The sequence below is a fragment of the Paenibacillus phocaeensis genome, from assembly GCF_900021165.1.
Taxonomy (GTDB): Bacteria; Bacillota; Bacilli; order Paenibacillales; family Paenibacillaceae; genus Fontibacillus; species Fontibacillus phocaensis.
On record NZ_FCOQ01000033.1, the window covers coordinates 112013 to 138830 of the forward strand.

Genomic DNA, 26818 nt, shown 5'->3' on the forward strand with positions numbered 1-26818 from the left:
CACGGGATGTTACTTTAAATTTTTGGAAGCCTTGCGATTCTAAAATGAGCCGCAGGGCTCTTTTTTTTCGACTTTTTCCGATAGATTTAGGGTAATTTATGTGAAAATTCTTGCGAAAACCAAAAAAAGTGCGACTTTCTCGTTTTCAAAGGACATTTTTTCCTATAAAATGAAGCTAATGAACCACTGGTTAAAAAAAGAGAAGCCGACGGTTCGACCTATGCATCGATAAAGAATCTATTATTTAAGGGGAACGGAGAGGATTTTCGTGTTTAAGGTCATTAATCGCTCCATAAGCCGCAGGCTGATGAGTACCTATGCGGTGATCATTGTCGTATCTTCACTTTTGTTTAGTGTCAGCTTTTATAACATCTCGATGGGGATTATGAATCAAAATGTGCTGCCACAGTTCGACAAGGTGCTGCAGACCAGTACGCAGGACATTTTCAAACGGCTGGATACGACCCAAGCCCTGCAGTTACTCAGCGGCAAGGATAATTCGCGGTTTGCGGTGGAGACGTATTTGACGAAAAGCACCAAGGACTTTAACTTGAGCAATGCTTATCTGCTTCAGATTCAGGAGGACGGGGCTGTCGTCTTGGCTACGAACGAGAATTCCGTGATGAAACCCGGCGATAAGCTCGAGCTCCAGTCAGCCATGACCGAAGCCAGCAAAGGCGGAGTCCATATCAGCGAGCTCTATTCCGACCAGTTCGGCTCGCACAAAACGGCATTCATCCCGATTCCCGGCAGTCAAGCCATGTTGGCGGTAGGCCTTGACGCCACCTTCATCGAACAGAAGAAGGACCAAATTTTATACATATGTATTGGAATCACCTTGCTTGTTATTATCGCCGGGATGGCAGCGGCTTACTTTGTCAGTATGCGGATTACGAAACCAATCAAGAAGCTGGTGGCGATCACGGAAAAAATGGCCGGCGGCGATTTCCGCCAGACGGTCGAGGTGAAGGGAAATGACGAAGTCGCCCAATTAGCCGGCAGCTTCCGGACGATGACCCAACAGCTCAAGGACATGTTCGCTGCCGTCATGCATACGTCGCACGCCGTCGTGGGCGGCTCGGAAGACTTGTCCCGCTCGGTCACGACGTTTGAGGATCTGATCTCCCAATCCAATGCAGCCACACAGGAAATTGAAACCGGCAGCATGACGATCGCTTCAGCGGCAGCCGAAAACGCTCGGGCGATGGAAGAAATCTCCCAGGGGGTCCAGCATATCGCCGCCTCGTCCGCCGAAGTCACCGAACGAATTGGACAAGCCGCCGACGAAGCCGGCACCGGGAATACCTTGGCGCAGACCGCGGTCACGCAAATGCAGCATGTCGAGGCAGCCGCTAACCAGACACTCGATCGTATCCGTACCTTAAACGAACGTTCGGAATCGATCTCGAATGTTGTTGGAACGATTACGGAAATTACGAAACAGATTAATATTTTGGCGCTTAACGCCGCGATCGAAGCCGCGCGGGCCGGCGAGCATGGCAAAGGGTTCGCCGTTGTCGCCGAGGAAGTGCGCAAGCTGGCTGAGCAATCCCGCCAAGCGATGGAGGAAATCGGCGAGAATCTGCTCAGCATCCGTGAGGAGTCGGAAAACTCCGTCAGCGCAATGCAGCGGGCAAGCGAGGAAATCATCTCCGGTACGGAACGCGTTAAGCAAGCCGGGCAAGCGTTCGAGCAATTAACCGAACTGATCCAGAACATCAACTTGACGATTCAATCCGTCTCGGCATCCACGCAGCAGGTATCCGCCGGTACCGAGGAAGTGACCGCTTCCGTCGAGGAATCGGCCAACATTACCGCCAAGTCGCTCGTTAATGTGGAGCAAATCGCCAACTACTCGCAGCAGCAGCTCAGCGAAATGGAGTCTCACGCCCGCACGGTGCGCTCGCTGCATGAGCAGGCGTTGTCGCTGCAGGAATCGATAGCAAAATTCCGGATTTAATCGGAATCGCTTCTGATCATTAGCTTCGACCCTCAGCCCGAATTCCGGCCAATTCGTAGATCAGGTCCATCCGCAAATGGCTGCGAACCTCGTCGGCCAGCCGGTCGAAAGCTTCTTCCTTCCGCAAGGAGGAATCAAAGGTGACGCCCAAGGGGTTCAGACCTTTGCTCATCCGCAAGCCGTCCAGCCACGCACGCCGCCAGGCATCGTTATGGAACAACCCGTGCAGATACGTTCCGAACACTCTCCCATCGGCGCGTGCCGCGCCTTCCGGATGCGGGACGGCCTCAGCTTCTCCCGGGTCCGGCACGTCGGCTTGCAGGGAAAACAAAGGACGGATGTCCCGAAGCTGCCGAGTGGAGCCGGCATGGATCTCATATCCCTCCAGCGGTAATTGGCCGTCGATCGTTTGACCAACTACACGTACCGTTCGTTTGCCCGGGAGGAAGGTTGTCGCTATGGGAAGCAAGCCCAGACCTGCCGCCGACCTCGGTTCAGCGGATTCTACCGCTTCGGGGTCGTGCAGCTGCTCCCCCAGCATCTGATACCCGCCGCAGATGCCGACCAGCTGGGTGTGCGTCTCCCTTTCGATCAGGCTGAGGATAACTTCCTCCAACCCTTGGCTCCGCAGGAACTCCAGATCACCGATCGTATCCTTGGTCCCCGGCAAAATAACCGCATCCGGACATCCCAGCTCCGACGGCTTGCTCACGTAACGAAGCGATACGTCCGGCTCGGCGGTCAAGGGATCGAAGTCCGTGAAGTTGGAAATCCGCGGATACCGAATGACGGCGATATCCAGTTCTTTGCATGAGGTTTCCGCCGGACGGGTCGCATAGGTCTCCAGGACAACGGAATCCTCCGCATCGATCCCCAGATCCGGCAGAAACGGAAGCACCCCGAGTACAGGAATGCCGGTCCGCTGCTCCAGCCATTCCAGCCCGGGCTGCAGCAGCGACAGATCACCGCGGAACTTGTTGATGATGAAGCCTTTGACCCGGGCGCGTTCCTGCGGTTCGAGCAGTTCCAGCGTGCCTACGAGAAAGGCGAATACGCCGCCGCGGTCGATATCGCCTACCAGAATCACCGGAGCATCCGCCCAGCCGGCCAAATTCATATTGACGATATCCCGTTGCTTCAGGTTGATTTCAGCCGGACTGCCCGCCCCTTCGATGATGACGATCCCGTGCTTTGCACGAAGCTTGCCCAGGGATTCCATCACCAACGGTTTGGCATGGGGCAGGAAATGCTCGCGATAATCCGAGGCGCTGAGATGCTCATAGGGGCGGCCGTGAACAACGATTTGCGAATGCATCTCACCGGTTGGCTTGATCAGCACCGGATTCATGTCGGTCGTAGCCGCGATGCCGCAAGCCTCTGCCTGAATACCTTGGGCCCGGCCGATCTCATAGCCATCCGCAGTGACATACGAGTTCAGGGCCATATTCTGCGACTTGAACGGAGCCGGCTGCAGCCCGTCCTGCGCAAAGATACGGCACAGCGCCGTTACGATCACGCTTTTTCCCACGTCCGACGCTGTACCCTGAATCATAAGCACGGCTCCCAAGCCGCTGATGTTTGGGTTGTTCTTCTCAAGGAGCTGCTTCTGATTTTCGTTCATCCCGTGCCCCACTCCATTCGTTCCGAATCATGTGCTGGGTTGTTGTCTCTGCGGGCCGCTTTGCACGATTATCCCTTTTGATAAGGATCGTCCGCAGCCCAAATCCCCTCGTCACTCCAGTTTCAATTTCTCAAATTTGTCGGTCTACCTCAGCTCAAGAAGGCATGCGTTTTCTCAACAGCTTCATTCACTCCAACCTCAGTAATCCGGCTCCGCTTCTCCATCTTGGCAACCTGACCAGCTGACCCATCTCGGCAAACCGCCCCAGTTTATCTATCTCGTTACCCTGATTCACTTCCCCGTCTCGTCCATGTGCTCAGTTTAACATCTCATCAACCTGATCCAGCTTGTCCACCTCGGTAATCCGACCCAGCTCCTCTTCTCTGCAACTTGATCAGCTTATCCCTCTCGTCAACCTGATCCAGTCTATCCACCTCGGCAATCCGACCCAGCTCGTCTTCTCTGCAACCTGACTGAATGGGATAATGGTGCAAAAGGCGCCCGAAAACATCCACAGCCCCCCTCCCCCTCCCTGCCGCAAAAACAACAAACGGCTGGCCGGTTCCTATTGATGCTGAACTTCAGTTCATTACTGCAGGATCAACACGGCAAGCAGCAGCAAAACTACCTCCAGCCCTTCGCCGAGCGCTCCATAGGTATCGCCGGTCAACCCTCCCAGCTTGGCACTGATCCGCCGGGCCGCCCAGGTCCCCACTGCCCAGGCAATGAAAGGCGCCAAGCCGATATACAGCAAGGAGCGCAGCAGCAGAGCAGATCCATTCGCTCCTCGCAGCGACAGGAGCAAGGTCATCAACAGCACCATAACGGATAAGGTCACCGCCAGGATGGTGCTCCCCCAGGCGTCACGTTCGCCAAAGCCATGAAATTGTGCGGCTAACCCTTCACCCTGCCGAGCTTTGGGCCATCGATGCATCGCCCGGGTCATGAACCAGCGGCTCCACAGTGGCGCGAGCAACAGCGCCAGCCCCATCGTCAGGCTCCCCCCTTGGAAGAGGGATGCCAACAACGAGGCCTTGAGCAGAAGCAGAAGGACGCAGGCCAACACGCCCATGGCGCCGACCCGGCTGTCTTTCATGATCTCGAGCATTTTCTCGCGCGGTCGGTAACTAAGCAACCCATCGGCTGTATCCATCCAACCGTCCAGATGCAGTCCGCCGGTCAGCCAAACCCAGAGAATTAAGGCAATCACGGCTGCCGGAAGCGGAGGAAGCAGCCACGAGGTGAGCAAGCTGACCGCCAAAATGGAGGCGCCAATCGCCAGGCCAACCAGCGGGTAATAGGGGATGCTCCGCCGCAGCAATTCCGGGGTAAAATCCAGTTCGGCCCGCACCGGGAAGCGGGACAGAAACTGAAAAGCAGCCAGCATCGGCTGCATTACTCCAGGCTTGTCTGCCCGTGAGGGGACTTCGCGATCCGGCTTAGCGGTCATAAGCGATACTCCCGGCTTTTCAGCTCAATAGGAATTCCGGCTGTAACCAGAAAAACCTGGTCTGCGATAGACGCCATTGTACGGTTCAGCAGGCCGGCCCAATCCCGGTATTGCCGGCCAAGCGGATATTCGGGCACGATCCCGCTGCCTACCTCGTTCGTTACCATGATCAATGTGCCGGGGAAAGCTTCAACAGCGGCGGTCAACCGCTCGATTTCCTTCGCCAGGACCGCATCCGCTTCCCCCGGCTGATCCCCTGCGCCGAGCAGCACGTTCGACAGCCATAAGGTCAAGCAATCGATCAGCACGAACGATTCGCCGGTTTCCACCGCTCCAGCCTGATCAACCGGCCGTTCGCCCAACTGATGCAGCAGATCGGCCAGCCCCAGCGGTGCCTCGTGCGTCGTCCAGGCGAACCCGCTTTGCTCCCGCTGGAGACGGTGCAGGTTGATTCGGGCCCTCATTTCATCGTCGAACGCTTGCGCCGTGGCGATATAGCAGGCAGACTTCGCCTGCTTCATCACCCAGCGCTCGGCAAACGTGCTTTTGCCGCTGCGGGCGCCGCCGGTCACCACGATCTTCATCGCGTTGACTCCTTGTCGTTCCCGTCTTCAGCAGCTTGCCCGCCGTGCCCACCGTGTCCGCCGTCCGTGACACCGGCGCTTTCAAACGTCGCCATCTCGGCGTCGATGCGGCAAGCCGCATCGACGAGATGCAGCGCCAGCACGCCGCCTGTGCCTTCCCCAAGCCGCATGTCCAGCTCCAGCATCGGGTTCAGGCCAAGCTCCTGCAGAAGCGCACGGTGTCCTTGCTCGTGGGAGACGTGTGAAGCGATCAGATAACCGGCCGCTTCGGGCTGCAGGCGTACCGCCAGCAGCGCGGCGACGGTCGAAATGAAGCCGTCAATCACGACCGGGCAGCGGCGGGCGGCCGCCCCTAAGATAACGCCGGTCAATCCGGCGATCTCGAGTCCGCCCACTTTGGCCAACACGTCCAGCGGATCGCCCGCATCTGGACGATTCACTTCAAGCGCCCGCTCCACGACGGCCATTTTATGCCGCAGCCGCTCATCGTTGACTCCGGTTCCGCGTCCAACGCTCTGCTGCGGCGCGATCCCCGTCAGGCTGCTCATAATCGCCGCGCTGGCCGTGGTGTTGCCGATGCCCATCTCCCCGGTGATGAACAGCCGAACGCCTCGGGAGAACGCGTCATCTACCACCTCGGCACCGACACGGATGGCCGCTTCCGCTTCCTCCCGGCTCATCGCCGGTCCTTTGGCCATATTCCCCGTACCGTAACGTAGCTTCCGCTGAACCAGCCCCGGGTGCGACAGCTCCGCGTTCACTCCGATGTCTACGCATACGACGTCGGCCAACGCCTGACGCGCCAGCACATTTACCGCCGCGCCGCCGGACAGAAAGTTGTGCACCATCTGCGGCGTTACTTCCGCCGGAAATGCGCTAACCCCTTCCTCACAGACGCCGTGATCCGCGGCCATCACGATCACCGAACGATTCGGGAAAGCCGGCCGAACCTCCCCCGTAATGCCCGCCAGCTTCACCGCCAAGCCTTCCAGCTTGCCGAGACTTCCCGGCGGCTTCGTCAACCGGTCCAGATGGAACCGGGCGGCCTCCATCGCCGCTTCATCCAGCGGAGTGATCGATTGAGCGAGCTGCTCAACTGAATCGTATCCCATAACCGTTAATCCCCTTTCTTAACCTCGCTATTGCCCATCCGTATGACGATGTTCAACCTTCTGCCGGTCAGTTCCGTCCGTGATGACCTGATCTTGATCGATCCCGGCGCAGCAGCAGCTGCGGGACATCCGAATCCGGATGCATGACTTGATGCGCCTGAACCCCAAACACCGCGGCGACCAGCTCCGGCGACAGAATCTCTTCCGGCGCACCTTGCTCCACAATTCGTCCGCCGCTCATCACAAGCAAATGGCTGCAAAACAGCGCAGCCAAATTCAAATCATGCATCACCGAAACGATGGTGAGACCGGCATCCCGCTGCCAATCGGCCACCATCTCCATAAATTGCATCTGGTAGCGCAGGTCCAGGTAAGTCGTTGGTTCATCCAGCAGTACCAGTTCGGGTTGCTGGGCCATCACTTTTCCGAGCGCCACCCGCTGCCGCTGCCCTCCGCTCAACACGCTCAGCGGACGATGCTCCAGTTCTTTCAGGTCGAGGCGTTCCATAATTCCGTCGATTAATCGGCGTCCCGCCGCCGCCCCTCCAATCTCCCTGCCGCGCCAATCCTGATGAGCAAACCGGCCCATCTCCACGACCTCGCGAACCGTAAAAGCCACGGACGGGAGCCCGTCCTGCTGGAGAACGGCGACCTTGCGCGACAACTCCTTACGCGAGTAGGACGCCAGAGGGCGTCCGCCCAGCGCAATCGAACCGGCATCCGGCTGCTCCACGCCTGAGATCAGGTTGATCAGAGTCGTTTTGCCGCTTCCGTTAGGTCCAATCAAACCCCAAAACTGGCCGTTGCCAACCCGCCAACTCACGTCCTTCAACACCTGAAGCCGGCCAAATGACTTCGCAATTCCCAACGTCTCGATCAACGCAGTTCCTCCTCCCTCTGCTTTTTCTTCCGATACAGCAGATATCCAAAGAACGGCGCTCCCACGAACGCGGTGACGATACCGAGCGGAATCTCTGTTGGAGCCAGCAGCGAACGGGCCGCCAGATCGCTCCACATCATGAAGATCCCCCCGCCCAACGCGGACAACGGTATAATCAACCGGTAGTCAGGACCGGTAATCAGGCGGATCATATGAGGAACAACCAGACCCACAAATCCGATCACGCCGGACACCGACACTGCGGCCGCCGTCATCAGCGTGGCGACGAGCAGCACGGTAAGTTTGGTTCGTTCCACGGCCATCCCGGCGTGAGAGGCCTGACGTTCGCCAAGCGTCAGCAGGTTCAGATGCTTGGCCCGGCTCCAGAGGTACAAGGCCCCCAGCACCAAATACGGCAAAAGGATGGCCGTATACGACCATCCGCGCAAACTTAAGCTCCCCATCGTCCAATAATAAATCTCATTGATCGTCTTCTTCGACATCGCGGTTAAAAACGAGACCACCGCACCCAGAAACGACTGCATCACAACGCCGGACAAAACCAGGCTCTCGATCGGCAGCTTCCCGTTCTCCCGGGCCAGCCAGATGACGATCCATAACGTAACCGCCCCCGTAACGAAGGCGACCATCGGCAACGTAAAGATGCCAAGCAGAGAAAACTGCCATCCGAAAAAAATCAGCACCGCCGCGCCGATCGCCGAACCCGAGGATACGCCCAGCGTAAACGGATCCGCCAACGGGTTGCGCAGCACGCCCTGAAAGCCGGCGCCCGCCACAGCGAGCGAAGCACCGACCAGCATCCCCAGCAGCACGCGGGGCAATCGGACCTGAACGACGATTTGCTCGGCCGCCGTGCTCCAATCCGGCGTGATCAGACGGTCAAGGCCCGGCATCTGATGCAGAAGAATGGCCGCGATTTCGCCAGCCGGCACATTGACGGAGCCGATGCCGATACAGAACAGCAGCGTCACCGCCAGCAGCACCATCCCCATTGCCCCGTACCCGGCTAATCTGCCGCGCTTCATGGCTGGATCAAATCCGGATGCACAGCCTTGGCCACTTCGATCAATCCCTGCGTCACACGGGGACCTGTACGGCTGAGCAGGTTATCGTCCAGAGCGATGATGCGATTCTCCTTCACGGCCGTAATTTGGTCCCAGCCGGAACGGCCTTTGATGATGTCCGCCAACGTCTTGTTGTTCTCATCAACTACACTTTTCGCGTATAAAATCACGTCCGGATTCGCCTGGATGATCTGTTCTTCATTGATTTCAGACCAGCCCTCAACATCGGAGGCCACATTGAGGCCGCCGGCCAGCGTGATCATTTCATCCATAAATTCGCCTTTGCCGACCGTCCAACCCGGGGAGAATTCGATGTAAACCTTCTTCTTCTGGTCCTCGCTCAACGAACCAACCGCGTCGGTCACCGTTTGGACTTCTTGCTTCATCTTCCCGACCACCTCGGCGGCTTCGGCCTGATGGTTGGTGATTTCGCCGATCGTTTGAATATGGTCCATCACCGCAGTAATCGTCTTCGGATTGGACTGGAACACTTTCAGCCCCATATCCGTCAAGCTCTTGACCGTCGCTTCATCGATCAGGCTGGCTGCGAGGACCAAGTCCGGCTGCGCCGCCACGATCGCTTCAACGTTCACCTGGAACCCGCCCATCCGCGGTTTGTCCTTGACGGCCTCAGGGTAGTCGTCCAAATCTGATACCCCGGCGACTTGCTCATCCAGCCCGAGCGCGAACAGCACTTCCGTCTCCGACGGTGCCAGTGAAACGATACGCTCCGGCGCCGCCTCAAACGTAAACGCCTTGCCGGCGGAATCCGTCACGGTATAGGGATACGTCGTCTCCCCTGCCGCCGGCTGATTCGCCGCCGCGTTCGTTCCGGCATTTTGCGTTTGCTGTGCCGCTTCCGCAGCATTCCCTGTTCCTTGGTTGACCGCGTTATTGTTCCCGCAGGCCGCAAGCACCAGCAACAGTGCCAGCAGCCCCAGGCTTCCTATTCTTCTCCAGTTTCTCATCTCCGGATCTCCCCTTTTTGTCTTCTTTCGGTAAAGAAAAGATTCGCCTTGCGCTCCAGCGGTACGTCGTGCAGCGGGACGTCAAGCCCCGCCGAACTTGCTCCCGGCAACAAAGAAAAACCCCAATCCTGGCGGATGGGGTTACGTCTACAAAGTCATGCCGTACGCTTTCGAAGTGGAGAGGCTCCACGATCCGGCGCCAAGTCATGATGCTCTCAGCAGAACGTTATCCTTTCCTCGAAGGACCGTCTTGAATTCCCGTGGCAGGTCTCCTGACTTCCAGGTATCGACGAAAGCTCGCCTTCCCATCCCCCTTCGCGGGCGACAGTGGCATCGTGAGCTCGTCCCTGTTTACAGTGGCGGGACCGTGCCGGATTTGCACCGGCTTCCCTATTAACCCGAAGCGCACGCGGTGTTCCTCACCGCTGCTTCAGGACCTACGGGCACAATTTGTACGCTTGTCTTCAGGCTTTCTTCTCTCTTGGATTATAGGGGAAAAGCGGAAAACTGACAATATCCAATCCGTACCGGCATGGATTCGACATCACTCCAAGGACAGGTCGGCTCCCAGGACGCCGATCGCTTCGCCGCCCTGGCGAATCGGCACGGCCAGCGTAATGCAGCGCCGTTTCGTAATCGCCGAGATATATACCTCGGAGACGACCGTCTCCCCGGCCAGCGCCCGGCGGAACCAGTCCCGACCCTTAGCGTTCAGCAAGCCGGCCTCCGGAATGGACACGACAAAGGAACCGTCCACCCGATTCGACCAGGCCGCTTCCAGACCGGGCTCTGCGGCCAGGAGTTCCTCCAGCGCCGCCCGGTGTTCAAGCGGGTCCATCGCCAGAAACCGCGGTAGTTCGGCTGCCGCAAGCAGCTTCCGGGCATAGGCTTGTCCCAGCGCCGCCGCGTCTTCGCCCCCGGCGGCGGTATCCGCGGCGGAATGGACGGACTTGAGCGAGACCATCAATTCGCCCTGGGCCCGGTCGAGGCCCAGGACCACCGTCTTCAGCTTCGAGATATGCACCCGCTCGGATTCCATTCGAGTCAGTGCGCCTTCCACATGGATAATGCTGCGGTTCAGAGCCTCATGCACCTCTCCCAGCATCGCCTCCATGTTCCGCGTCAGCTCGGCTTGTTCCCGGCTTCGCTGTCCCGTCTCGGCGACCAGCCCGTTCACCCCGGCAACCTCCTCCGCGATGAGACGGATATCTTCCCCCATGCGCTTCATCTGCGCAATGCCCTCCATCGCCGAATCCCGGCCTCCCTTCAGCGAGGATTTCACTCGCTCAACATCCGCAGCGATCTGCCCAAATAACGGCGCAGAGCGGCTGATCGCCTCGGTGCTTTGGTCCGCCAGCTGGCGCATGCGCACGGCAACGACGTCGAACCCCTTGCCCTGAGCCCCCAGGCGAGCCGCCTCGATCGACGCGTTCAACGCCAGCAAAGCGACCTCGCCGGCGATCTCCTCCAGGCTCCGATACAACGTCCCCAGCTTTCGCGTGTTTCCCTCCAGTTCTTCCATCGGCCCGGCAATCGATTCCTGGGCGTCGGCCAGCGAACGCATCGTCCCGTCCGCCGCTTCCAGCGCCCCGGCCATGCGCACCGCTTCAGCCCGGGTGTGCTCGCTGCGGCTGAGCAGATGCTCGGCGGCGTCCTGGATTTGGGAAGCCGAAGCGGCAACCTCCTCCATCGCGGCCAGGCTCTCCTGAACCTGCTCCAGCGAACGCTCGCTGCTGCACTTCAGCTTCAAATCCTCCTCCGCCGCCGTATCAGCCAGTTCTTGCAGTTGCTCAAGGCTTTCGTTCACTTCGCCCACCGCCGCCTGCAGCCGGTCTGCCGCCACCCGCGATTCGTTGAAGACCGCCGTCCACTCGGCCTCTTCCCGCCGAGATTCACCGGTCTCTGCCGCAAGTCCCTTGTCCCCTAGCCATCCGGCCTTCGGTGCAGTCTCCCGGCCGGCTCCCCGGGGAAGCAGCAAATACCCCCAGCAGAGAAGCATCAATAACGCTAAAACCGTAATGTACCATGGCGCTGTCCCGCCTAACGCTGAAACCACAAGAACCACCGCCAAGCCTGCGCCAAACCAGGCAGCATGTTTCCCCAACCAACGGAGCCCCTCCATGTCCCCACCCCTATGTGTGAATTTTGCTAACATTATAAAATAGGACCAGGGTCATAAAAAGGTAAAAGTTGGGCATTTCGATCCCCTGTGCAAATAATCGACGGATTTCTATAAATAGAAAAAGAGAAATATAACGCATGACGTTACATTTCTCTATGAACGACCCAAACCTGCCGGACGAAATGGCCCTTGCGAACTGTGCAGCGATCCGTAATCGCCAGCCCCGCTTCGGCGATATCCCGTTCCAGCGGCTCCGTGGAGACGAGCACCGCCCGGGCGGCGATTCGGCGCACGCTGTCCAGCATCCGCCGCCGCTCCGCAGTAGGAAGCACCGAGCACAAATTATAGGGAAGGTCGACGACTGCGGCATCGTACGCCCCCTCCAGCTCGATTAAGTTCCCGATCTCCACGAGCTTCGAATCGTCATAACCGAAGTGGCGCAAGTTGCTTCTGGCGCCGCGGACCGCCACCGGATTGATGTCCCGTCCGACGATATCGATGCCCATCGACAATGCTTCGATCAACACGTTGCCCATGCCGCAGCACGGGTCGATCGCCCGCTTGCCTTCCGGGGCGGGTACGGCGATATTGGCCAGCGCCCGGGCCACCACGGTCGTCAAGCCGGTGGAATAATTGTTCGGCTTCTCTTTGTGCGTAAGCCAGACCGGTTCCGCCGCACGGCTTATTCCGAGCACCCAGTCTTCCTCCCGCGCCAACAGACCCAAGGTCACCTCAGGGTCGCGCATCTCCGCGATGCCGCGAATCCGGGCGCCGATCCGGCGTTCCGCCTCGCGCTCCCCTTCATACGTTTGCCGCCGTCCGTGTTTGAGATACCGGACCTTGAAGGAAAGCCCCTCCAAATCCAGTAGCGACGCCCGTTCACCCAGCTCAGCCAGGGTAGGCGCAGCAAACAATACGTCTAACCGCAGCTGCGCGAACGGGCTGCGATTGGGCGGCAGCCGAAGCGGACTCTCGAGATAGGCCGCTCCCTCCGAAGCCTGCCCAAACAAGCTGCGCTGCTCCATCAGGCACAGCTCCCGCTCGCTCTCATGGCTGGCAAAAGGATATATATACGTGATGGGGGGTGAATTCAAGTTATAGCTCGGGTTCAATCGGGCGACATCCTCTCTGAAGGCTTGTCTCCCCATTGTACCAGAACCTTCACACCTTCCGCATTTCCGTCAACCGCGCCCAATAGCGCTTAGGCATATGCGACATTTGCGCCCGCGGATTAAGCCGTTCCCGGATCGCCATCGTATCGTAAAACCGCTTCCATAACCGGCGGTACGTCAGCTCCTGTCCCCCCGCCTCCGGCAGCGCAAGCTTCTCGTAGACGTCCCTCTTTGCAGCCTCCCCCTTTTGACAAACTACTCCGGCTTGCCGCCGCTGGTCAGCAAAATATTGATATTCTGTTGCTGGCGGTATTCATTGGGCGTGACGTGATACTTCTTGCGGAACATCTGCGCGAAATGGCGGATGTCCTGATAGCCGAGGTATTCGGCGATCTCCGCCACCTTCAGCTTCGGGTTCAGCAGCAGCTGCTTCGCCTGCTCCAGGCGGAGCGAGGTGACGTACTCCTTGTAGCCGAGCCCGACCTTCTGCTTGAACAGTTGGCTGAAATAGGCCGGATTCAGATAGACGAGGGAAGCGACCTTTTCCAGGGAAAGGTCCTCGTTGTAATGCTCCTTGATATATTGCAAAGCGACATCGATGGCTTTCTCCCCGCTGCCCTTCGGCGGATCCAGCAAGGTCACCGGCGCATCGGAAGCCTGCTTCATGCGCATGACCACCTGCGGGACAGCTTTGAAGTCATTGTTCAGGCCCGAATGGACGATCTGAAAAGGCACCTTCAAATAATGCCTCATATACTCTTTCACTTCTTCCTGAAACCGCTCGATCCGCTCCGGCTCCCGCGGCGTGATCAGCCCCAGCAAGCTTTGACGGTCGTAACTGACGACAAACCCCCGGCCGTGGCGCTCGATCAGCTCGGACAGCACATTTTCCACGATAAAATGCTCCAGCCGCACGCTTTTATCCCCGGCATCCATCTGGACCATCATCAAATAAAAGCTGAGATAGTCCTCCATAAACGGAGTCAGGTCCAGATTGCCGATATCCAGGCCCGAGGCCAGCCGCTGAAACACGCCTTCGCGCAAATATTTCAAATTGGCTTTCAAAAGTTCCTCTTCCTTGATCAGCTCGCCCTCCTCGCGAATTTCCGCCGCCAGGTCGCCGATGATCTCCTGCAGCCGGGTTTTCCCGATCGGCTTCAGCAGGTAATCGCGGGCCCCCAGCCGCACCGCTTCCTGGGCATAGGCAAATTCGCTGTGGGCCGAGATAACCACCCACTTGACCTGGGGGAATTTGCGTTTGGAGATGCGCATGAATTCCAACCCGTTCATCCCCGGCATCAAAATATCGGTCAGCACGATGTCGAATCGCTTCTCGCCCATCAGCTTAACCGCATCCTCCGCCCCCTGCGCCAAATCTACCGCATATTCCGGGTAGATCCGTTTGATCGTCCGCTTGATTCCTTCGCGAATCGCCCGTTCGTCATCGGCAATCAGAATATTCACTTCGAAACGTCTCCTTCCATCGGAAGCGGCAGCATGACGGCTACCTTCGTTCCTTCATCGGGAATGCTCTCAATCTCCAGACCGTAGCGTTCGCCGAACATATGCTGCAGCCGGCGATGCAGGTTCTGCAGCCCGATGCCGCTGCTTCCCGTACCGGACTCCTTCGAAATTTGCCGGTTTAAGGTCTGCTGCAATCCGGACAGCCGCTCGGCCTCCATGCCGTTGCCGTTATCCTCCACAACGAATTTCAATAGGTCCCCAACCTCCTGCGTATATAGCTTCAGCACGCCTTGGCGTTTCAGGGATTCGAGCCCGTATTTTACGGCATTTTCGATGATGGGCTGCAGGGTCATTTTCGGCAGCCGGATGTCCAGCCAACGTTCATCAACATCCATTTCCACCCGCAGCCGGCCTTCCAGCCGGATCAAGATGATCGTCAAATAATGGTGAATCTGCTCCAGCTCTTCGCGCAGCGTGACCTTCGCTCCATCCTTCCACTCGCTGCTGTAGCGGAACATTGAAGACAGCGATAAGACAAGTTCACCCAAGCGGTCGTTCCCCTTCTCATCGAGCAGCCAGTAAATCATGTCCAGCGTGTTATACAAAAAATGCGGGTTCACCTGCGACTGCAGCGCTTGCAGCTCCGCGTTCTTCTCGCTGACCGAGGAAATTTTGATCCGCTCGATCAGCTCCTCGATCCGGCTGACCATCCGGTTAAACGAAGCGACGAGAATGTTGATCTCCTGGTAAGAAGACACGTTCACCATCCCGCGGAAATTCCCAACCTCGACCTGCCTCATCTCGCGGATCAACTTCTTCAGCGGATTGGCGATCGTCCGCGACACGAGGCTGGCCACGACGGCGGAGACGATGATCAGGATCGAAATGACGATCAGCAAATAGCGTTTGGTCTCCACCAGTTCGACGTTTAAATCCTGGCGAGGCGTCAAGCTGACGACCGACCAGTCGGAGAAAGGCAGCCGGGAGGCAACCGTGATTCCGGAATCCTTCTGCTCCACCACCAAATCGCCGACCCCTTCCAGCTTGGGAAGGTTCGGCAGCAGCGGCGCCGGTTCGGTCAGCGAGGAGACGACCTTGCCCTGCTGGTTGATCAAATAGACCTCGCTGTGCTCTCCCAGCTTGAGATTATCCAAAGCCTCCAGCACGGGACCGGGATTCACTTCAAAAAGAGCAATCCCAATCGGCTTGTGTTCGTTCAAATCGTAGATTTGCCGTCCGAACGCGAACACCGGACTGTCCTCGTTCAAATCGATCAGGGATTGGGCATAAACCCCAAGCCATACCAGCTTCCCCGACGAATCGCGAAGCTGCCGGTACCATTCTTCCCGGGGATACTCCGAATCGAGCACGTTCATGGAGTTGCCGTAATTGTAGATTTTTCCCCGGTTGGTGATGACGTGGATGCCCACCAGATCGTCGCGCGAATAAAAGATCGCCCCGATAATATTCGTGATCGATTGCTCGTTGATATAAGCTACCGCCGGCTCGTCGGTCTTCTCGTTCAGCAGGCGGATCATTTCGAAATTGTTCGTGATCGACTTCGACAAGCTGTCGTACCCTTCGTACAGCAGGCTGAACAGCCCGGCGGTCTGGGCCACGTTCTTCTGCGACAGGTCGCTGATCTTCTCGTGATATTGCTCCGTGGTCCGATTATAGTAAAGCAGGCTGACGATCAGCAAAATGCCCGACATGCAAAAAAGAAACAGCAAAAACAACCGATGGTTTATGGAATGAAAGCTGTTTCGCAACTGTTTTCTCCCTCCCAACCTCGCGTCTTGCTGCTCCTCCATTATAAGTCCGCATCCCTATTTTGCAAGATGAACCCGTTATCCTTTGACGGCCCCGGCTACCATCCCTTTCGTGATCTGGTTCGACAGGAAGAAATAGATCAGAATGACCGGCAGCGCGCCCATAACGAGGAAGGCGCCGATCGCCCCGTAGTTCACGGAGTATTGGCTGACGAAGGTGTATACCCCAAACGGCAAGGTCTTCAGCTTCTCGGACGAAATAAACGTCGCGGCCAAAATGTATTCGTTCCAAATTGTAATAAAAGTCAAAATGCACACCGTCATCATCGGCGGCACCGATACCGGGATGATGATGCTGCGGAAGATTCGGTAAATGCTCGCCCCGTCGATAAAAGCCGACTCCTCGATTTCCGCCGGGATGCTCTTCATGAACCCGCTGAGGATAAACACGGCGATCGGCGTGGAAAAAGCGATATACGGCAAAATGAGCGACAGGTGGGTATTCAGAATATCCACGTTTTTGAAAATGACCATCAGCGGCAGCAGCGTGGCCTGCATCGGGATCATCATCCCCATCAGGAACACGGTCATCACCAAGCCGCCGTACTTCCAGCGGAACCGTGAAATCGCGTACGCCACCATCGAGCTGAGGAGGATCACGCAGATCATAGTGACCGCGGTGACCATCACGCTGTTCGATAAATATTTCAAATAGCTGCCGGACTCGTAAGCGTCTTTGTAGTTGTGCCACTGCAGCGCCTTCGGCAAAGCGAAGAAGCTCCCGCTCATGATCTCCTCATTCGTCTTCAAGGAATACAGCAGCAGCCACAACAGCGGGTACAGCTGAGTAACAACCGGAATCGCAAAAAGCAGGTATACGATTCCTTTTTTGATTTTACGCATGAACCTCGCCCCCTTGGCTAGCTGTATTTCTTCTCAAGCTTATTGAAGATGGAATTGATGATCGCCGTGCAGATCAGGCACAACAGAACCAGGAACGTGGCGATCGCGCTGCCGTACCCGTACTTCAAAGACAGGAACGAGCTGTTGTACATATGCGTCGAGATGACGTCGGTGGCATGCGCCGGACCGCCGGCCGTCATGACCATCACGAGGTCAAACGCCTGCAGGGAGCCGATAAACGCCAGGACGATCGATATTTTAAAAATCGGGACGATCAGCGGCATCGTGATGTAACGGTCTGCTTTGAAACCTTCCGCCCCGTCGATTTTCGCAGCTTCATAAATCTCGTCCGGAATGTTCTGCACCCCGGTGTATTGGATCAGCAAATGGTAGCCGAAATACTGCCACAGCGATACGAAATACAAGCTGAACATGGCGATCTTCGGTTCGGTCAGCCAGTTATGCGTCCAGTTGTCCAGTCCGAGGGCAATGAGCACGCCGTTCAACATCCCGCCCATTGAGGTCGGGTTATAGATCGTTTTCCAGAGTTGTCCGATAATAACGACCGATAGAATGACCGGCGTAAAATAAATCGACGCCAGCGTATTTCCCTTTTTCACATAACGGCTGAGCAAAATCGCAAAAAACAAGCAAAGCGGAATCTCCAGCATGGAGGCGACCGCATAAAGCAGCGTTCTCCGGACCGACGGCCAGAAGACCGGGTCGTTCCAGAACATGTCGCGGAAGTTGGACAACCCCGTAAATTTCGCGGTGGTAATCCCGTCCCAATTCAATAAGCTGGTTCCAAACGATACGATAATCGGAACGAATACCAGGCACACATACAACAACAGACAAGGCAATACGAAGACGGCTATTGTGCGTGCGGGCACTTTCAGTACTTTCATCTCTCCGCCCCCCAATAGAAATGCGATGCGAAGAAGCGCTCCGGCACGAATGCTCCAAAGGCTACTTCGCATCGATGGAAAGGTAACTTTTTTTAGAATATCAGGTGTGGTTCTTGGATAAGGGCTATCGAATTAGGCCTACTGCTTGTTGGCTTCAAAGGCGGTTTGATGCTCCTTGGCCACTTGAGCGGAATCCACTTTCTGCACGAACAGGTTCTGGATGCTGCTCAGGTGGACTTGCGCCGTTGCCGGATTCATCGTATTATCGAACGCCAGGTCGCCGCCCTTGACTTGGTTGAACAATTCAGCCACGTTGATGGCGAGATCGGAGTAGCCGGCGGATTTCAGGTCGCCGTCCACCTTCTGACCGAGACCCACCGCATTTTTGTTCTCAAACTGCTTCTTCGGGAAGTTCAGGGTGAAGAAGTTCAGGAAGTCCTTCGTTTCCTGCAGATGTTCGCTGTTCGCCGACACCGCAAATGCGCTGCCCGGCGCCACCATGAACTCGTTCGGATCGCCTTTGCCGTTTACCGTCGGGAATTGGAATGCGCCGACTTTGCCCGCAACGGACGAAGCGTCGATCGCCCCCGTCTCCCAGGAGCCGATCACCCACATGGCCGCTTGGCCGGATTTGAAGATGTTGCCGCCTGCCGTTGCGTCGATCGAAGTCGCGCCGTCCGGGAACGCGCCGGCTTGCACCAGCTCTTGGAATTTGTCGACGGCTTCGATGAAGGCCGGGTCTTCGAACGTTTTCTTGCCGTCCATTACGTCTTGCAGGAAGCCCGGGCCGCCATTGGTGCGGAGCAGGATGTTCATGAACAGGAACGAACCGGTCCAGGAATCCTTCTCCCCAATCGCCAGCGGTGTGATGCCTTTCTCTTTGAAGATCTTCACATCAGCCAGGAATTCGTCGAACGTTTCCGGCGTTTTGGTGATGCCGGCTTGCTCGAACAGTTCCTTGTTGTAGTAAACCACTTCGATATTGTTGCCGTCCGGCAGGGCATACACGTTGCCGTCAAAGCTGTAGTAATCGAGCAGGCCCGCTTGGTACGTGTCCTTCAGGCCGTTTTGGTCCAGCATGTCATTCAGCGGCGCCAGTAAGCCGGCGTCCACGAACGGTTTCATTTGCGCCGCCGGGTTCACGATCGTAATATCCGGCACCTCTTTGGAGGCCGCTTGCGTTTTGAGCTTGATTTTTTGCTGGTCGGTATTCAGCGTGTCGAGCTCGATGTGGATGTTGGGATGCGCCGCTTCATACTCTTCGACCAGCGCATGGATCGTTTTATAGGACGGAGTTGCGGGGTCCGGGTAAATGTTCTGGAACGTGATGGTGATTTTCTCGCCGCCGCTCCCGCTCTTTGCCCCGTTTCCGGCCGGCTCGTTCGCCGCCGCGTTGTTCTTCGCCGTGTTGCCTCCTCCGCAAGCCGACAAGCTCAGCGCCAGCACGGCGGTTAAAGCGATTGCCGAGGTTCTTTTCCATAGCTTCTTATTGACCATCGAATCATGCCCCCTGTGTTTAGGATAAACTCATTATTATGTCTTTAAGCGCTTTCAACAAGGCGCGAACTTTGGATATCCGGTAGGTTTTTTTTAGGTATGTAGAATTTTCCCCTCTTTCCTTGGAATTGGGATTGAGGGGCGGGGCTTGTCGGGTCTATTCATGGGTCATGCCTCATCTTCCGAAAATTGGAGGATGAGGCATGACGTCATCTGCTATCAGGTGCAACTTCAATTCATTTCTCCGATACTTTCCCTGCCGGCGCTCATTCGCATTCTCAAGAACGACGCCACCACGATCGCAACAGCGACACCAACCATCCCGACCCAGGTGATGGAGGGCAGAGACACCCGTTCGATCATGACGCCGCCGATTGCAGCGCCCGCCGCCATGGACAACTGCATCATGGATTGGTTCAGGCTCAGCATGATTCCAGAATAATTCGGTTCAATCCGAACCAGATTGACTTGTTGCGTTGGACCGGAGGACCATGCCGCAAACGACCACAAGATCAGGAGGATGACAATCAGCTGCCACGAATGTGTATAAACAACGGATAGAGAGAGGAGAAGCAGCGCGATGATGTGCAAGAGCAATCCCCCTGACAGTGTCGGGAACACCCCCCATTTATCCGCGCTGAAACCGCCGAATTTGGATCCGAGCAGGCTGGCGATACCGAAGGCCAACAGCACTCCGCTCAATACCCCTTCCTTCAATCCGGCAACATCCAGCAGATATGGTGAAATGTAGGTGTAGGCGATCGAGTATCCGCCGAGCCAGAAAAAGGTAATCGCAAGCCCCAGCGCTACATTTCCGTTTTTCAAGAAGGCAAGCTGCTTGGACAACGGCATCGGTTTATCCCCTTGAACTCGAGGGAGGATGGCGTACAGAACGAACATCACCACCAGACCGGCCAGTGCCAATATGCCAAAAACCGATTTCCATCCGAGTTGTGCTGCAACGATACGTCCAAGAGGCACACCGATAATCAAGGAGGCCGTAAAGCCCATCACCACAGTAGCAATCGCGCTGGCTTGTTTGCCGGGGGCGGCAATTTTTGCGGCGATATCCAATGCGGTTACCACAACCATTCCCGCACCCAGAGCCATGATGACGCGAGCTGCGAGAAACGAGGCATAGCCAGGTAAAACGAAAGACAGGATATTCCCGATCACGAAGATCCCGAGCGCCCAAACCAGCAGTTTTTGTCTTTCCAGCTTGGCAGTCAGCGCCATCAGGATCGGGGTGCCAATGGCGTACACAAAGGAAAAAATCGTGACCAACTGCCCCGCAGAGGTAACGGAAATCCCCAGGGTATCCGAGATCTTATCCAAGATGCCGGAAATAACGTACTCGGAAGTACCCACCAAAAAAGTAACTAATGCCAATAAATAAACTTTCCACGTGCTAGACAATACGTTCACTTCTCCTTCTTTTTGTTGTATGAATCGTTACCGACATGAGGATCCTTTTGATAAATTCATATATCGCAATATGTCGATCTGTTGGGCCGAAAAAAAACTGAATACGTGTGAGGTATTCAGTTCAGATTAGAGTTTCTGATTTAAGAAATCAGCTAATTCGCTTATTTTCTCTTCGTTGCGTTTGTAGTACGTATATTTGCCGATTCGCTCGGTTCGAATCAGTCCGGCCCGCTGCAGAATGGACAAATATTGCGACGCTGTCGACTGCGTCATGTGAAGCTTGTCCGTCACTTGACTGACACACACCCCGATTTCCCTCATATCCACTCCTTCATGGGGCACAAAATGCTTTTCGGGTTCCTTAAGCCACTGTAAAATCTGTAACCTCGACTCGTTAGACAACGCCTTGAACACTTCAATTGGATCCATGTTTTGTATTATATCTACATTTTGCGATATGTCAATATGGTCTTATTCCTCGACAGCGATGCCGGCAGCTCTTAGATGCCCGTAGGCAACGATTCGGCTAAATTGAGACGAAACCTCATCCGCAGGAAGGGGCTTATCGTTTTTAATCCACCAAATTACGATCCCCATGAAAGCCGCTCCGAGGTATTCAATCAGCAATTCCTTGGATATCGCCAATACGGAGTTGTCCTGAGCAGGTTTCCACCCCTCCATTAATTTATCCTTAATGATATTCTCCATTTTCGCTTGAAACGGATAGATTCGATTCTCTTCAATTAGCATGGAACGGTAAAAGGTTATATTTAGCGAAATATGCTCCAGTACCGTTTGCATGACGGTCTCGAGTAAAGAAAGGCTGAACGGACTCATGCTGATCGGACAAAGAACGACCGCCTCCTTTAATTCGCTTAACAGTTCATTCATACATGTATCCAATAAATCGGGCTTGTTCTGGTAGTGAAGATAGAACGTGTTTCGATTGATCATCGCCTGATCGGCAATATCCTGAATCGTGATCGCTTCATATCCTTTTTCCTGAATAAGCTCATAAAACGCTTTTCGAATCGATTGTTTCGTACGCCGTATTCTTAGGTCGGTTTTCTTATTCATGGGTTTCGTTCTTCCTCCATCTCTATTGATTTAGATCGTTAAGCGACAAAGTAAATACGAGTTGTCTATTATACTTCAAAATTAAAAATATTAAATATTGAGTGATAGATTAACCTCAATTATAATGTGCGATAGATAAATAAACAACGAATTGTTCATTATTTATCTAATGACCAAAAATCCAAGGAGGATATTTCAATGACATTCAACCCTCAAAATGAGCTTGTTCGTAAGGCCATCGCCGTGCTGGAAAGTTTTGAGAGCGGCAACCCCGAAGCGATTACGGCTTACGTTCATCCGGATCAATATATTCAGCACAACCAGGCTTTACTCGATGGTCGTGATGCTATGCTTGGCGCACTGGATCATTTAAAGGAAATAGGGACAAAGGTAAGCGTTAAGCGGGCTTTAGTTGACGGAAATGTGGTGGCTCTTCATTCGGTATATCATTTTCACGGCCCTAAGATCGCTTTTGACATCTTCCGTTTTGAGAATGGCCTCATCGTTGAACATTGGGACAATTTGCAAGAGATGGTGGAGAAAACACCAAGCCATCATACGATGATTGACGGACCGGTTACGATTCAGGATATCGATAAGACGGAGGCCAACAAATCATTAGTCAAAAGCTATGTTGAGAATATCTTGCTCGGGAAGAACCCTGATCTGCTTGCCTCTTACTTTGATGGAGATACCTACATTCAGCATAGTCCGCATATTGCAGACGGCCTTTCCGGCCTTCACGCGGCATTGCAGGCACTGAAGGAGAGAAATGTCGAGTTTCAATATACTCATGTCCATCAAGTCATCGGGCAAGGCGATTTTGTGCTTACCGGGAGTGAAGGTCAATTTAACGGTCAACCTACCGCATTCTACGATTTGTTCCGCGTACAGGATGGAAAGATCGCCGAGCATTGGGACGTTATCGAGACCATTCTGCCGGAAGAAAAACGAAATAATTCGAACCGTAGATTTTGAAGTTTGTGTAGCTGAATCGCAAGAAAGACATCGCCGAATGGAATTACGGTGATGTCTTTCGCTTCACGAATGTACTTGAATGGAAAATTTGATAATCCAATAGATACGGGGAGAATCATGAAAATACTGACACAAAAAATGACGTGGTTGGGATTAGCGCTCGTTCTGATCGTGTTGACCGTATTCGGGGTAGCGATGATGGGATCGGTGGTTGGATCGAAGCCAAAGGAGATCCCGGTCGCCCTCGTTGTCCTGGATCAGCCGGCGGAACTACCGACAGGGGGATTGAAGACGGTTGGGGAAATGATTCGGGAAAAGCTGGTGTCGGACCCGGCCATGCCGTTCGTCTGGCATATCGTGGATTCCGAAGAAACGGCTCGGGAAGGAATGGATGAACGCGAATATTACGGAGCAATGGTGATGCCGGCCGATCTGAGCAGCGGTTTACTCTCGTTAGCCACTCCCTCACCGATTCATCCTAATGTGAAGATCATCGCCAACGAAGGGATGAACAGCCAAGCCTCGTTGGTCGTAAGACAGGGAATGAGGCAAGCGATGCAAATGATAAACGAGGAACTGTTTCAGTCGCTGCTTGAGCAGATCGGGCAGCAAACGGAGCACATTCCGGTTGAATCGGCTGCGGCTTTAATGACGCCGGTGACCGTGCAGGAGGAAACCGTGCATCCACCGGGAGTGAATAATGCATCGGGGAATGCGCCGGGGTTGTTGATCCAGATTCTGTGGATCGGCAGTCTGGTGGCCGGGATCATGTTGTTTCTGGCCAGCCGGAAGGCGGTCGCCGCGGGTTCAAGGAGATGGGCGGTAAGCGCGCTGCAAGCGATCGGGGGACTTGTGATTGTTGGCATCGCGTCAGGCTTCACCGTATGGATGGCTTCGTCTTGGTACGGCATGGAACTGGCAAACGCGAGGGAGACGGGGTTGTTCTTATGGTTGGCCGGATCGGCGTTCTTCTTGCTGCAATCTTCCTTGCTGAATTGGATCGGATTCCGGGCCATGCCCCTGCTCGTGCTGCTGATGTTCTTCTCCATGCCGCTGTTGAACATGGCTCCGGAGTTCTTGTCGCAGACGGCGCGAGTTTGGATCTATTCGTGGACGCCGCTGCAGTTTGCGGCAGGAGGGCTGCGGGAAGTGATGTACTTCGGAGGACTGGACGCGGCCGGCTCGAACGCCTTCGTTTTGTGGGGCGTCACCGCGGGATTTTTGCTCCTGCTGCTCGCTTCCGGATTGAAGTCCGGTCGAGCGACAGATGCGTCCCCTACTTCTGTCACAGGGGATTAAAAGTGTGTGGCGGCGAGACCGTTTGACGCGTTTGATGCGTTTGATGCGTTTGATGTTTGGGTGCCGAACTCATATTGTTGTATTTTATGCAGCATTTGAGGTCCAAGGGGGGCTGCTAACGGCAAAATGTTGCATTTCGAACAGCATTTCGCAGTGATAGGGGCCCTCCCCCCATCAAAATGCTGCACTTTCTGCAACATTATGGTCAGAACCCCTGAAGATCAGGGGAAAATGTTGTAAAATTTACAACATTTCATCTTGGGACGCTTCAGCCAGAAGCTGATAGGAGAGCAACCGTTCCTCATAATCAGGAATTGGCGATACGATCAGGAACTCGTCGTTGCGGTACTTCTGTTGCAGGTTTCCCAACTGTTCGCAGACTTGCTTGGCTGTCCCGGAAAATCCTTGAAAAGGCGCCCCTCCGCGGGCCCGGAATCCTTCCGCCGCCTTCGCCGCCAAAACCTCCGCCCGGGCTTCGGTCTCCGCGCAAATCACACTGACGGAAAGTATGGCGGAGGGCTTGGCTCGGTGAACGGAGGGGCGGAAGGTCTCGCGGTAGGCCCGCAGGACTTCGGCTCCGTCACTGTCGCTCATAAATTGGCCGAAGACGTACCCCGTTCCGAGTTCGGCCGCATAACCCGCGCTTTTGACATTCGTGCCGAGCAGCCAGAGTTCAGGCGGAAGCTGGGGAACCGGCCTTGCGGTTACGGGATGGTCCTCGTAGCGATAACGGTCCGCAAGCAGGTCGGAGAGCTCCTTGGCCAGCTGCGGATAACGCCCGACCCGCTCCAGGAAATTGCCGCTTAACGCCATTGACGCATGCGCCTCCCCGCCGGGGGCTCTCCCGATCCCGAGATCGACGCGCCCCGGATACAAGGCCGCCAGCAGCCGGAAGTTTTCCGCGACCTTCAGCGGACTGTAATGCGGCAGCAATACGGCGCCCGACCCCAGACGGATCCGGCGGGTAGCCGCTCCAATCGCCGACAGCAGCACCTCCGGCGCTGCGCTGGCCAATGCTTCCATATCGTGATGCTCCGCCGTCCAATAGCGCAGATATCCCCGTTCTTCCGCTTGCCGCGCCAACCGGATTGCTTGTTCGAGCGCCGCCTCTGCCGTTGTCTCCGGGAGCTTCGGCACCAAATCCAGCACGCCAAGCTTTAGCTTCAGCTTCAACTCAGACTCCTTCATCATGCCCCTCCTTCTCCTTCTCAGGTTCGACTTCTCCATGAAAGAACAAACGTTGAACTCCGCCCGGCCCAACCCGGGTGTCCCAGAAACCCAGACCCGGCTGCAGCAGCGAGCAAAGCATCGAGATCACGCCGCCGTGGGTCACGATGAGCAAACGTACAGACTCAGCGGGTTGTGAAGCGGGTTGCGGCGAAGGCGGATGCAATCGCAAGGTTGGCGGCAGGAACGCCGGCTTGCGCAACGGGTCGATTGCCAAGCTGCCGGAGCTGGAGTCGGAGTTGGAGCTAGGGGCCTCTCCCGCTAACGCCATCGTCTGCATCAGAAGCTCCTCGCCTACTTCGGATACCCGTGCTTGAAAAGCCTGCCAGGATTCGCCCCCGGGGGGTGTTCCAGCCTGCGGATCATCGATCCAGGCGCGGTATCGCTTGTCATCCTTCAGCATCTCATACGTTTGGCCTTCCCACCGGCCGAAATTCATTTCCCGCAAACGGGGGTCCAGTTGCGCGCCGTCCAGCAGGTCCGGACGGGCCCAAGCCAACGTTTCCCGGCAGCGCCGCAAATCGCTGGCATATACCGCGGCGAAGTTCACCTCCGCCAACTCCCGGCGCAGCTCTGCCAAACCCGACGCCTCATCCGGCAGCAGCGGCAGATCGCTGTGGCCCTGATATCGGCGTTCGGCGTTCCAGGCCGTGAGACCATGACGAACCAGCCACCATTCCGCGTTCATTTTCGTTCACCTCCCGGCCAATGCCTCGAGCCCAAATTCAAGCCCGTTTGTTGATACAGCGAACCGTATCCGACTAAATCCAACTCCAGCTGCCGACGATCGCGATCCATGCTGCCGTTCCTGCAATGACGGTAGCATTCGCTGCCCAAAACATCAGCTTCGCCGTCTTCGCCACGTCCCCGGGCACCAGCTCCCGGGTTTTGTCGCCCATATAGGCACGGAACGAAACGACGCCGTGGTAGGAATTTTCCCCGCCCAGCCGCACGCCCAACGCACCGGCTACCGCCGCCTCCGGGTAGCCGCTGTTCGGGCTCGGATGCTTGGCGGCATCGCGGCGCACCGCCCGCCAAGCGCCGCGGGCATCCAGCCGCAAGGCCCATGCTGCGACGTAGAGCAGCAGCGCCGTCAGCCGCGCGGGGAGGTAATTGGCGATATCGTCCAACCGGGCGGAAGCCCAGCCGAGATCGATGTACTTGTCGTTCTTGTAGCCGACCATCGAATCGAGGGTGTTCACCGCCCGGTACGCCATCGCCAGCGGGGCGCCGCCCAGCAGTGCAAAAACGAGCGGCGCCACGACGGCGTCGACGATGTTCTCGGCGACGGTCTCGACGGCGCCGCGCGTGATCTCCGGCGCATCCAGGTGCGCCGTGTCGCGTCCGACGATCATGCCGAGCGCGCGGCGGGCGGCG

The 26818-nt window shown here is 56.1% G+C and carries 24 protein-coding genes and 1 riboswitch; of the genes, 3 read left to right on the plus strand and 21 right to left on the minus strand.

The features are described from left to right. Positions 1 to 268 precede the first annotated feature (268 nt). Positions 269 to 1960, plus strand: a complete 1692-nt coding sequence (locus BN3795_RS21820) for a methyl-accepting chemotaxis protein (protein WP_068786802.1) — start codon at positions 269 to 271, stop codon at positions 1958 to 1960. Between the two features lie 19 nt (positions 1961 to 1979). Here the strand turns inward: BN3795_RS21820 and BN3795_RS21825 are convergent, their stop codons facing one another. The 18 genes from BN3795_RS21825 to BN3795_RS21910 form a co-directional block, all read right to left on the minus strand. Continuing rightward, positions 1980 to 3581: a cobyric acid synthase gene (locus BN3795_RS21825; RefSeq protein ID WP_068786803.1), complete on the minus strand. Its 1602-nt coding sequence runs from the start codon at positions 3579 to 3581 to the stop codon at positions 1980 to 1982. 589 nt (positions 3582 to 4170) lie between these two features. Next, complete coding sequence (cobS, locus tag BN3795_RS21835) at positions 4171 to 5031, minus strand: adenosylcobinamide-GDP ribazoletransferase (protein ID WP_068786805.1); 861 nt, start codon at positions 5029 to 5031, stop codon at positions 4171 to 4173. Further along, positions 5028 to 5615 (minus strand): bifunctional adenosylcobinamide kinase/adenosylcobinamide-phosphate guanylyltransferase, encoded by a 588-nt coding sequence (cobU, locus tag BN3795_RS21840; protein WP_068786806.1) that lies wholly within the window; start codon positions 5613 to 5615, stop codon positions 5028 to 5030. Before cobU ends, cobS begins: the two co-directional genes overlap by 4 nt. Beyond that, complete coding sequence (gene cobT, locus BN3795_RS21845) at positions 5612 to 6727, minus strand: nicotinate-nucleotide--dimethylbenzimidazole phosphoribosyltransferase (protein ID WP_269800226.1); 1116 nt, start codon at positions 6725 to 6727, stop codon at positions 5612 to 5614. Before cobT ends, cobU begins: the two co-directional genes overlap by 4 nt. Positions 6728 to 6794: 67 nt before the next feature. Beyond that, positions 6795 to 7607: an ABC transporter ATP-binding protein gene (locus BN3795_RS21850; protein WP_110945297.1), complete on the minus strand. Its 813-nt coding sequence runs from the start codon at positions 7605 to 7607 to the stop codon at positions 6795 to 6797. Next, entirely contained in the window at positions 7604 to 8653 is a 1050-nt protein-coding gene (locus tag BN3795_RS21855) for a FecCD family ABC transporter permease (RefSeq protein WP_068786807.1), read from the minus strand. The genes BN3795_RS21850 and BN3795_RS21855 overlap by 4 nt, the downstream gene beginning before the upstream one ends. Then, positions 8650 to 9660 (minus strand): ABC transporter substrate-binding protein, encoded by a 1011-nt coding sequence (locus BN3795_RS21860; protein ID WP_068786808.1) that lies wholly within the window; start codon positions 9658 to 9660, stop codon positions 8650 to 8652. Before BN3795_RS21860 ends, BN3795_RS21855 begins: the two co-directional genes overlap by 4 nt. Before the next feature lie 245 nt (positions 9661 to 9905). After that, positions 9906 to 10115: riboswitch (cobalamin riboswitch) on the minus strand. Positions 10116 to 10204: 89 nt separating this feature from the next. Next, on the minus strand, positions 10205 to 11764 hold the full coding sequence (locus BN3795_RS21865) for a methyl-accepting chemotaxis protein (protein WP_198524794.1): 1560 nt from the start codon (positions 11762 to 11764) through the stop codon (positions 10205 to 10207). Positions 11765 to 11925: 161 nt separating this feature from the next. Continuing rightward, on the minus strand, positions 11926 to 12894 hold the full coding sequence (locus BN3795_RS21870) for a TRM11 family SAM-dependent methyltransferase (RefSeq protein ID WP_068786833.1): 969 nt from the start codon (positions 12892 to 12894) through the stop codon (positions 11926 to 11928). Between the two features lie 49 nt (positions 12895 to 12943). Further along, positions 12944 to 13207: a DUF4130 domain-containing protein gene (locus tag BN3795_RS25245; RefSeq protein WP_110945300.1), complete on the minus strand. Its 264-nt coding sequence runs from the start codon at positions 13205 to 13207 to the stop codon at positions 12944 to 12946. Continuing rightward, entirely contained in the window at positions 13150 to 14358 is a 1209-nt protein-coding gene (locus BN3795_RS21875; RefSeq protein ID WP_068786810.1) for a response regulator, read from the minus strand. The genes BN3795_RS25245 and BN3795_RS21875 overlap by 58 nt, the downstream gene beginning before the upstream one ends. Further along, a complete protein-coding gene (locus tag BN3795_RS21880) occupies positions 14355 to 16127 on the minus strand; it encodes a cache domain-containing sensor histidine kinase (RefSeq protein WP_068786811.1) in 1773 nt (590 codons plus the stop codon). The genes BN3795_RS21875 and BN3795_RS21880 overlap by 4 nt, the downstream gene beginning before the upstream one ends. A 78-nt stretch (positions 16128 to 16205) precedes the next feature. Next, complete coding sequence (locus BN3795_RS21885; protein WP_068786812.1) at positions 16206 to 17030, minus strand: carbohydrate ABC transporter permease; 825 nt, start codon at positions 17028 to 17030, stop codon at positions 16206 to 16208. Between the two features lie 17 nt (positions 17031 to 17047). Continuing rightward, entirely contained in the window at positions 17048 to 17938 is an 891-nt protein-coding gene (locus BN3795_RS21890) for a carbohydrate ABC transporter permease (RefSeq protein WP_068786813.1), read from the minus strand. Between the two features lie 138 nt (positions 17939 to 18076). Next, positions 18077 to 19435, minus strand: a complete 1359-nt coding sequence (locus BN3795_RS21895; protein WP_068786814.1) for an extracellular solute-binding protein — start codon at positions 19433 to 19435, stop codon at positions 18077 to 18079. 231 nt (positions 19436 to 19666) lie between these two features. Then, positions 19667 to 20851: an MFS transporter gene (locus BN3795_RS21900; RefSeq protein WP_068786815.1), complete on the minus strand. Its 1185-nt coding sequence runs from the start codon at positions 20849 to 20851 to the stop codon at positions 19667 to 19669. Between the two features lie 135 nt (positions 20852 to 20986). After that, complete coding sequence (locus BN3795_RS21905; RefSeq protein ID WP_068786816.1) at positions 20987 to 21289, minus strand: ArsR/SmtB family transcription factor; 303 nt, start codon at positions 21287 to 21289, stop codon at positions 20987 to 20989. 42 nt (positions 21290 to 21331) lie between these two features. Further along, positions 21332 to 21937: a TetR/AcrR family transcriptional regulator gene (locus tag BN3795_RS21910; RefSeq protein ID WP_068786817.1), complete on the minus strand. Its 606-nt coding sequence runs from the start codon at positions 21935 to 21937 to the stop codon at positions 21332 to 21334. Between the two features lie 198 nt (positions 21938 to 22135). Here BN3795_RS21910 and BN3795_RS21915 point away from each other — a divergent pair, with 198 nt between their 5' ends. Together BN3795_RS21915 and BN3795_RS21920 are read left to right on the plus strand one after the other, a co-directional pair. Next, on the plus strand, positions 22136 to 22915 hold the full coding sequence (locus tag BN3795_RS21915) for a nuclear transport factor 2 family protein (RefSeq protein ID WP_068786818.1): 780 nt from the start codon (positions 22136 to 22138) through the stop codon (positions 22913 to 22915). Positions 22916 to 23032: 117 nt separating this feature from the next. Beyond that, positions 23033 to 24214 (plus strand): YhgE/Pip domain-containing protein, encoded by a 1182-nt coding sequence (locus BN3795_RS21920; RefSeq protein WP_068786819.1) that lies wholly within the window; start codon positions 23033 to 23035, stop codon positions 24212 to 24214. Between the two features lie 243 nt (positions 24215 to 24457). Here the strand turns inward: BN3795_RS21920 and BN3795_RS21925 are convergent, their stop codons facing one another. The 3 genes from BN3795_RS21925 to cbiB all read right to left on the minus strand — a co-directional run. After that, on the minus strand, positions 24458 to 25405 hold the full coding sequence (locus BN3795_RS21925) for an MsnO8 family LLM class oxidoreductase (protein ID WP_068786820.1): 948 nt from the start codon (positions 25403 to 25405) through the stop codon (positions 24458 to 24460). Beyond that, positions 25389 to 26129, minus strand: coding sequence for a histidine phosphatase family protein (locus tag BN3795_RS21930; RefSeq protein ID WP_068786821.1), 741 nt, complete (start codon positions 26127 to 26129; stop codon positions 25389 to 25391). The genes BN3795_RS21925 and BN3795_RS21930 overlap by 17 nt, the downstream gene beginning before the upstream one ends. A gap of 73 nt (positions 26130 to 26202) precedes the next feature. Then, positions 26203 to 26818 (minus strand): adenosylcobinamide-phosphate synthase CbiB (gene cbiB / locus BN3795_RS21935; protein WP_110945303.1); only part of this gene is annotated, 616 nt, incomplete at its 5' end.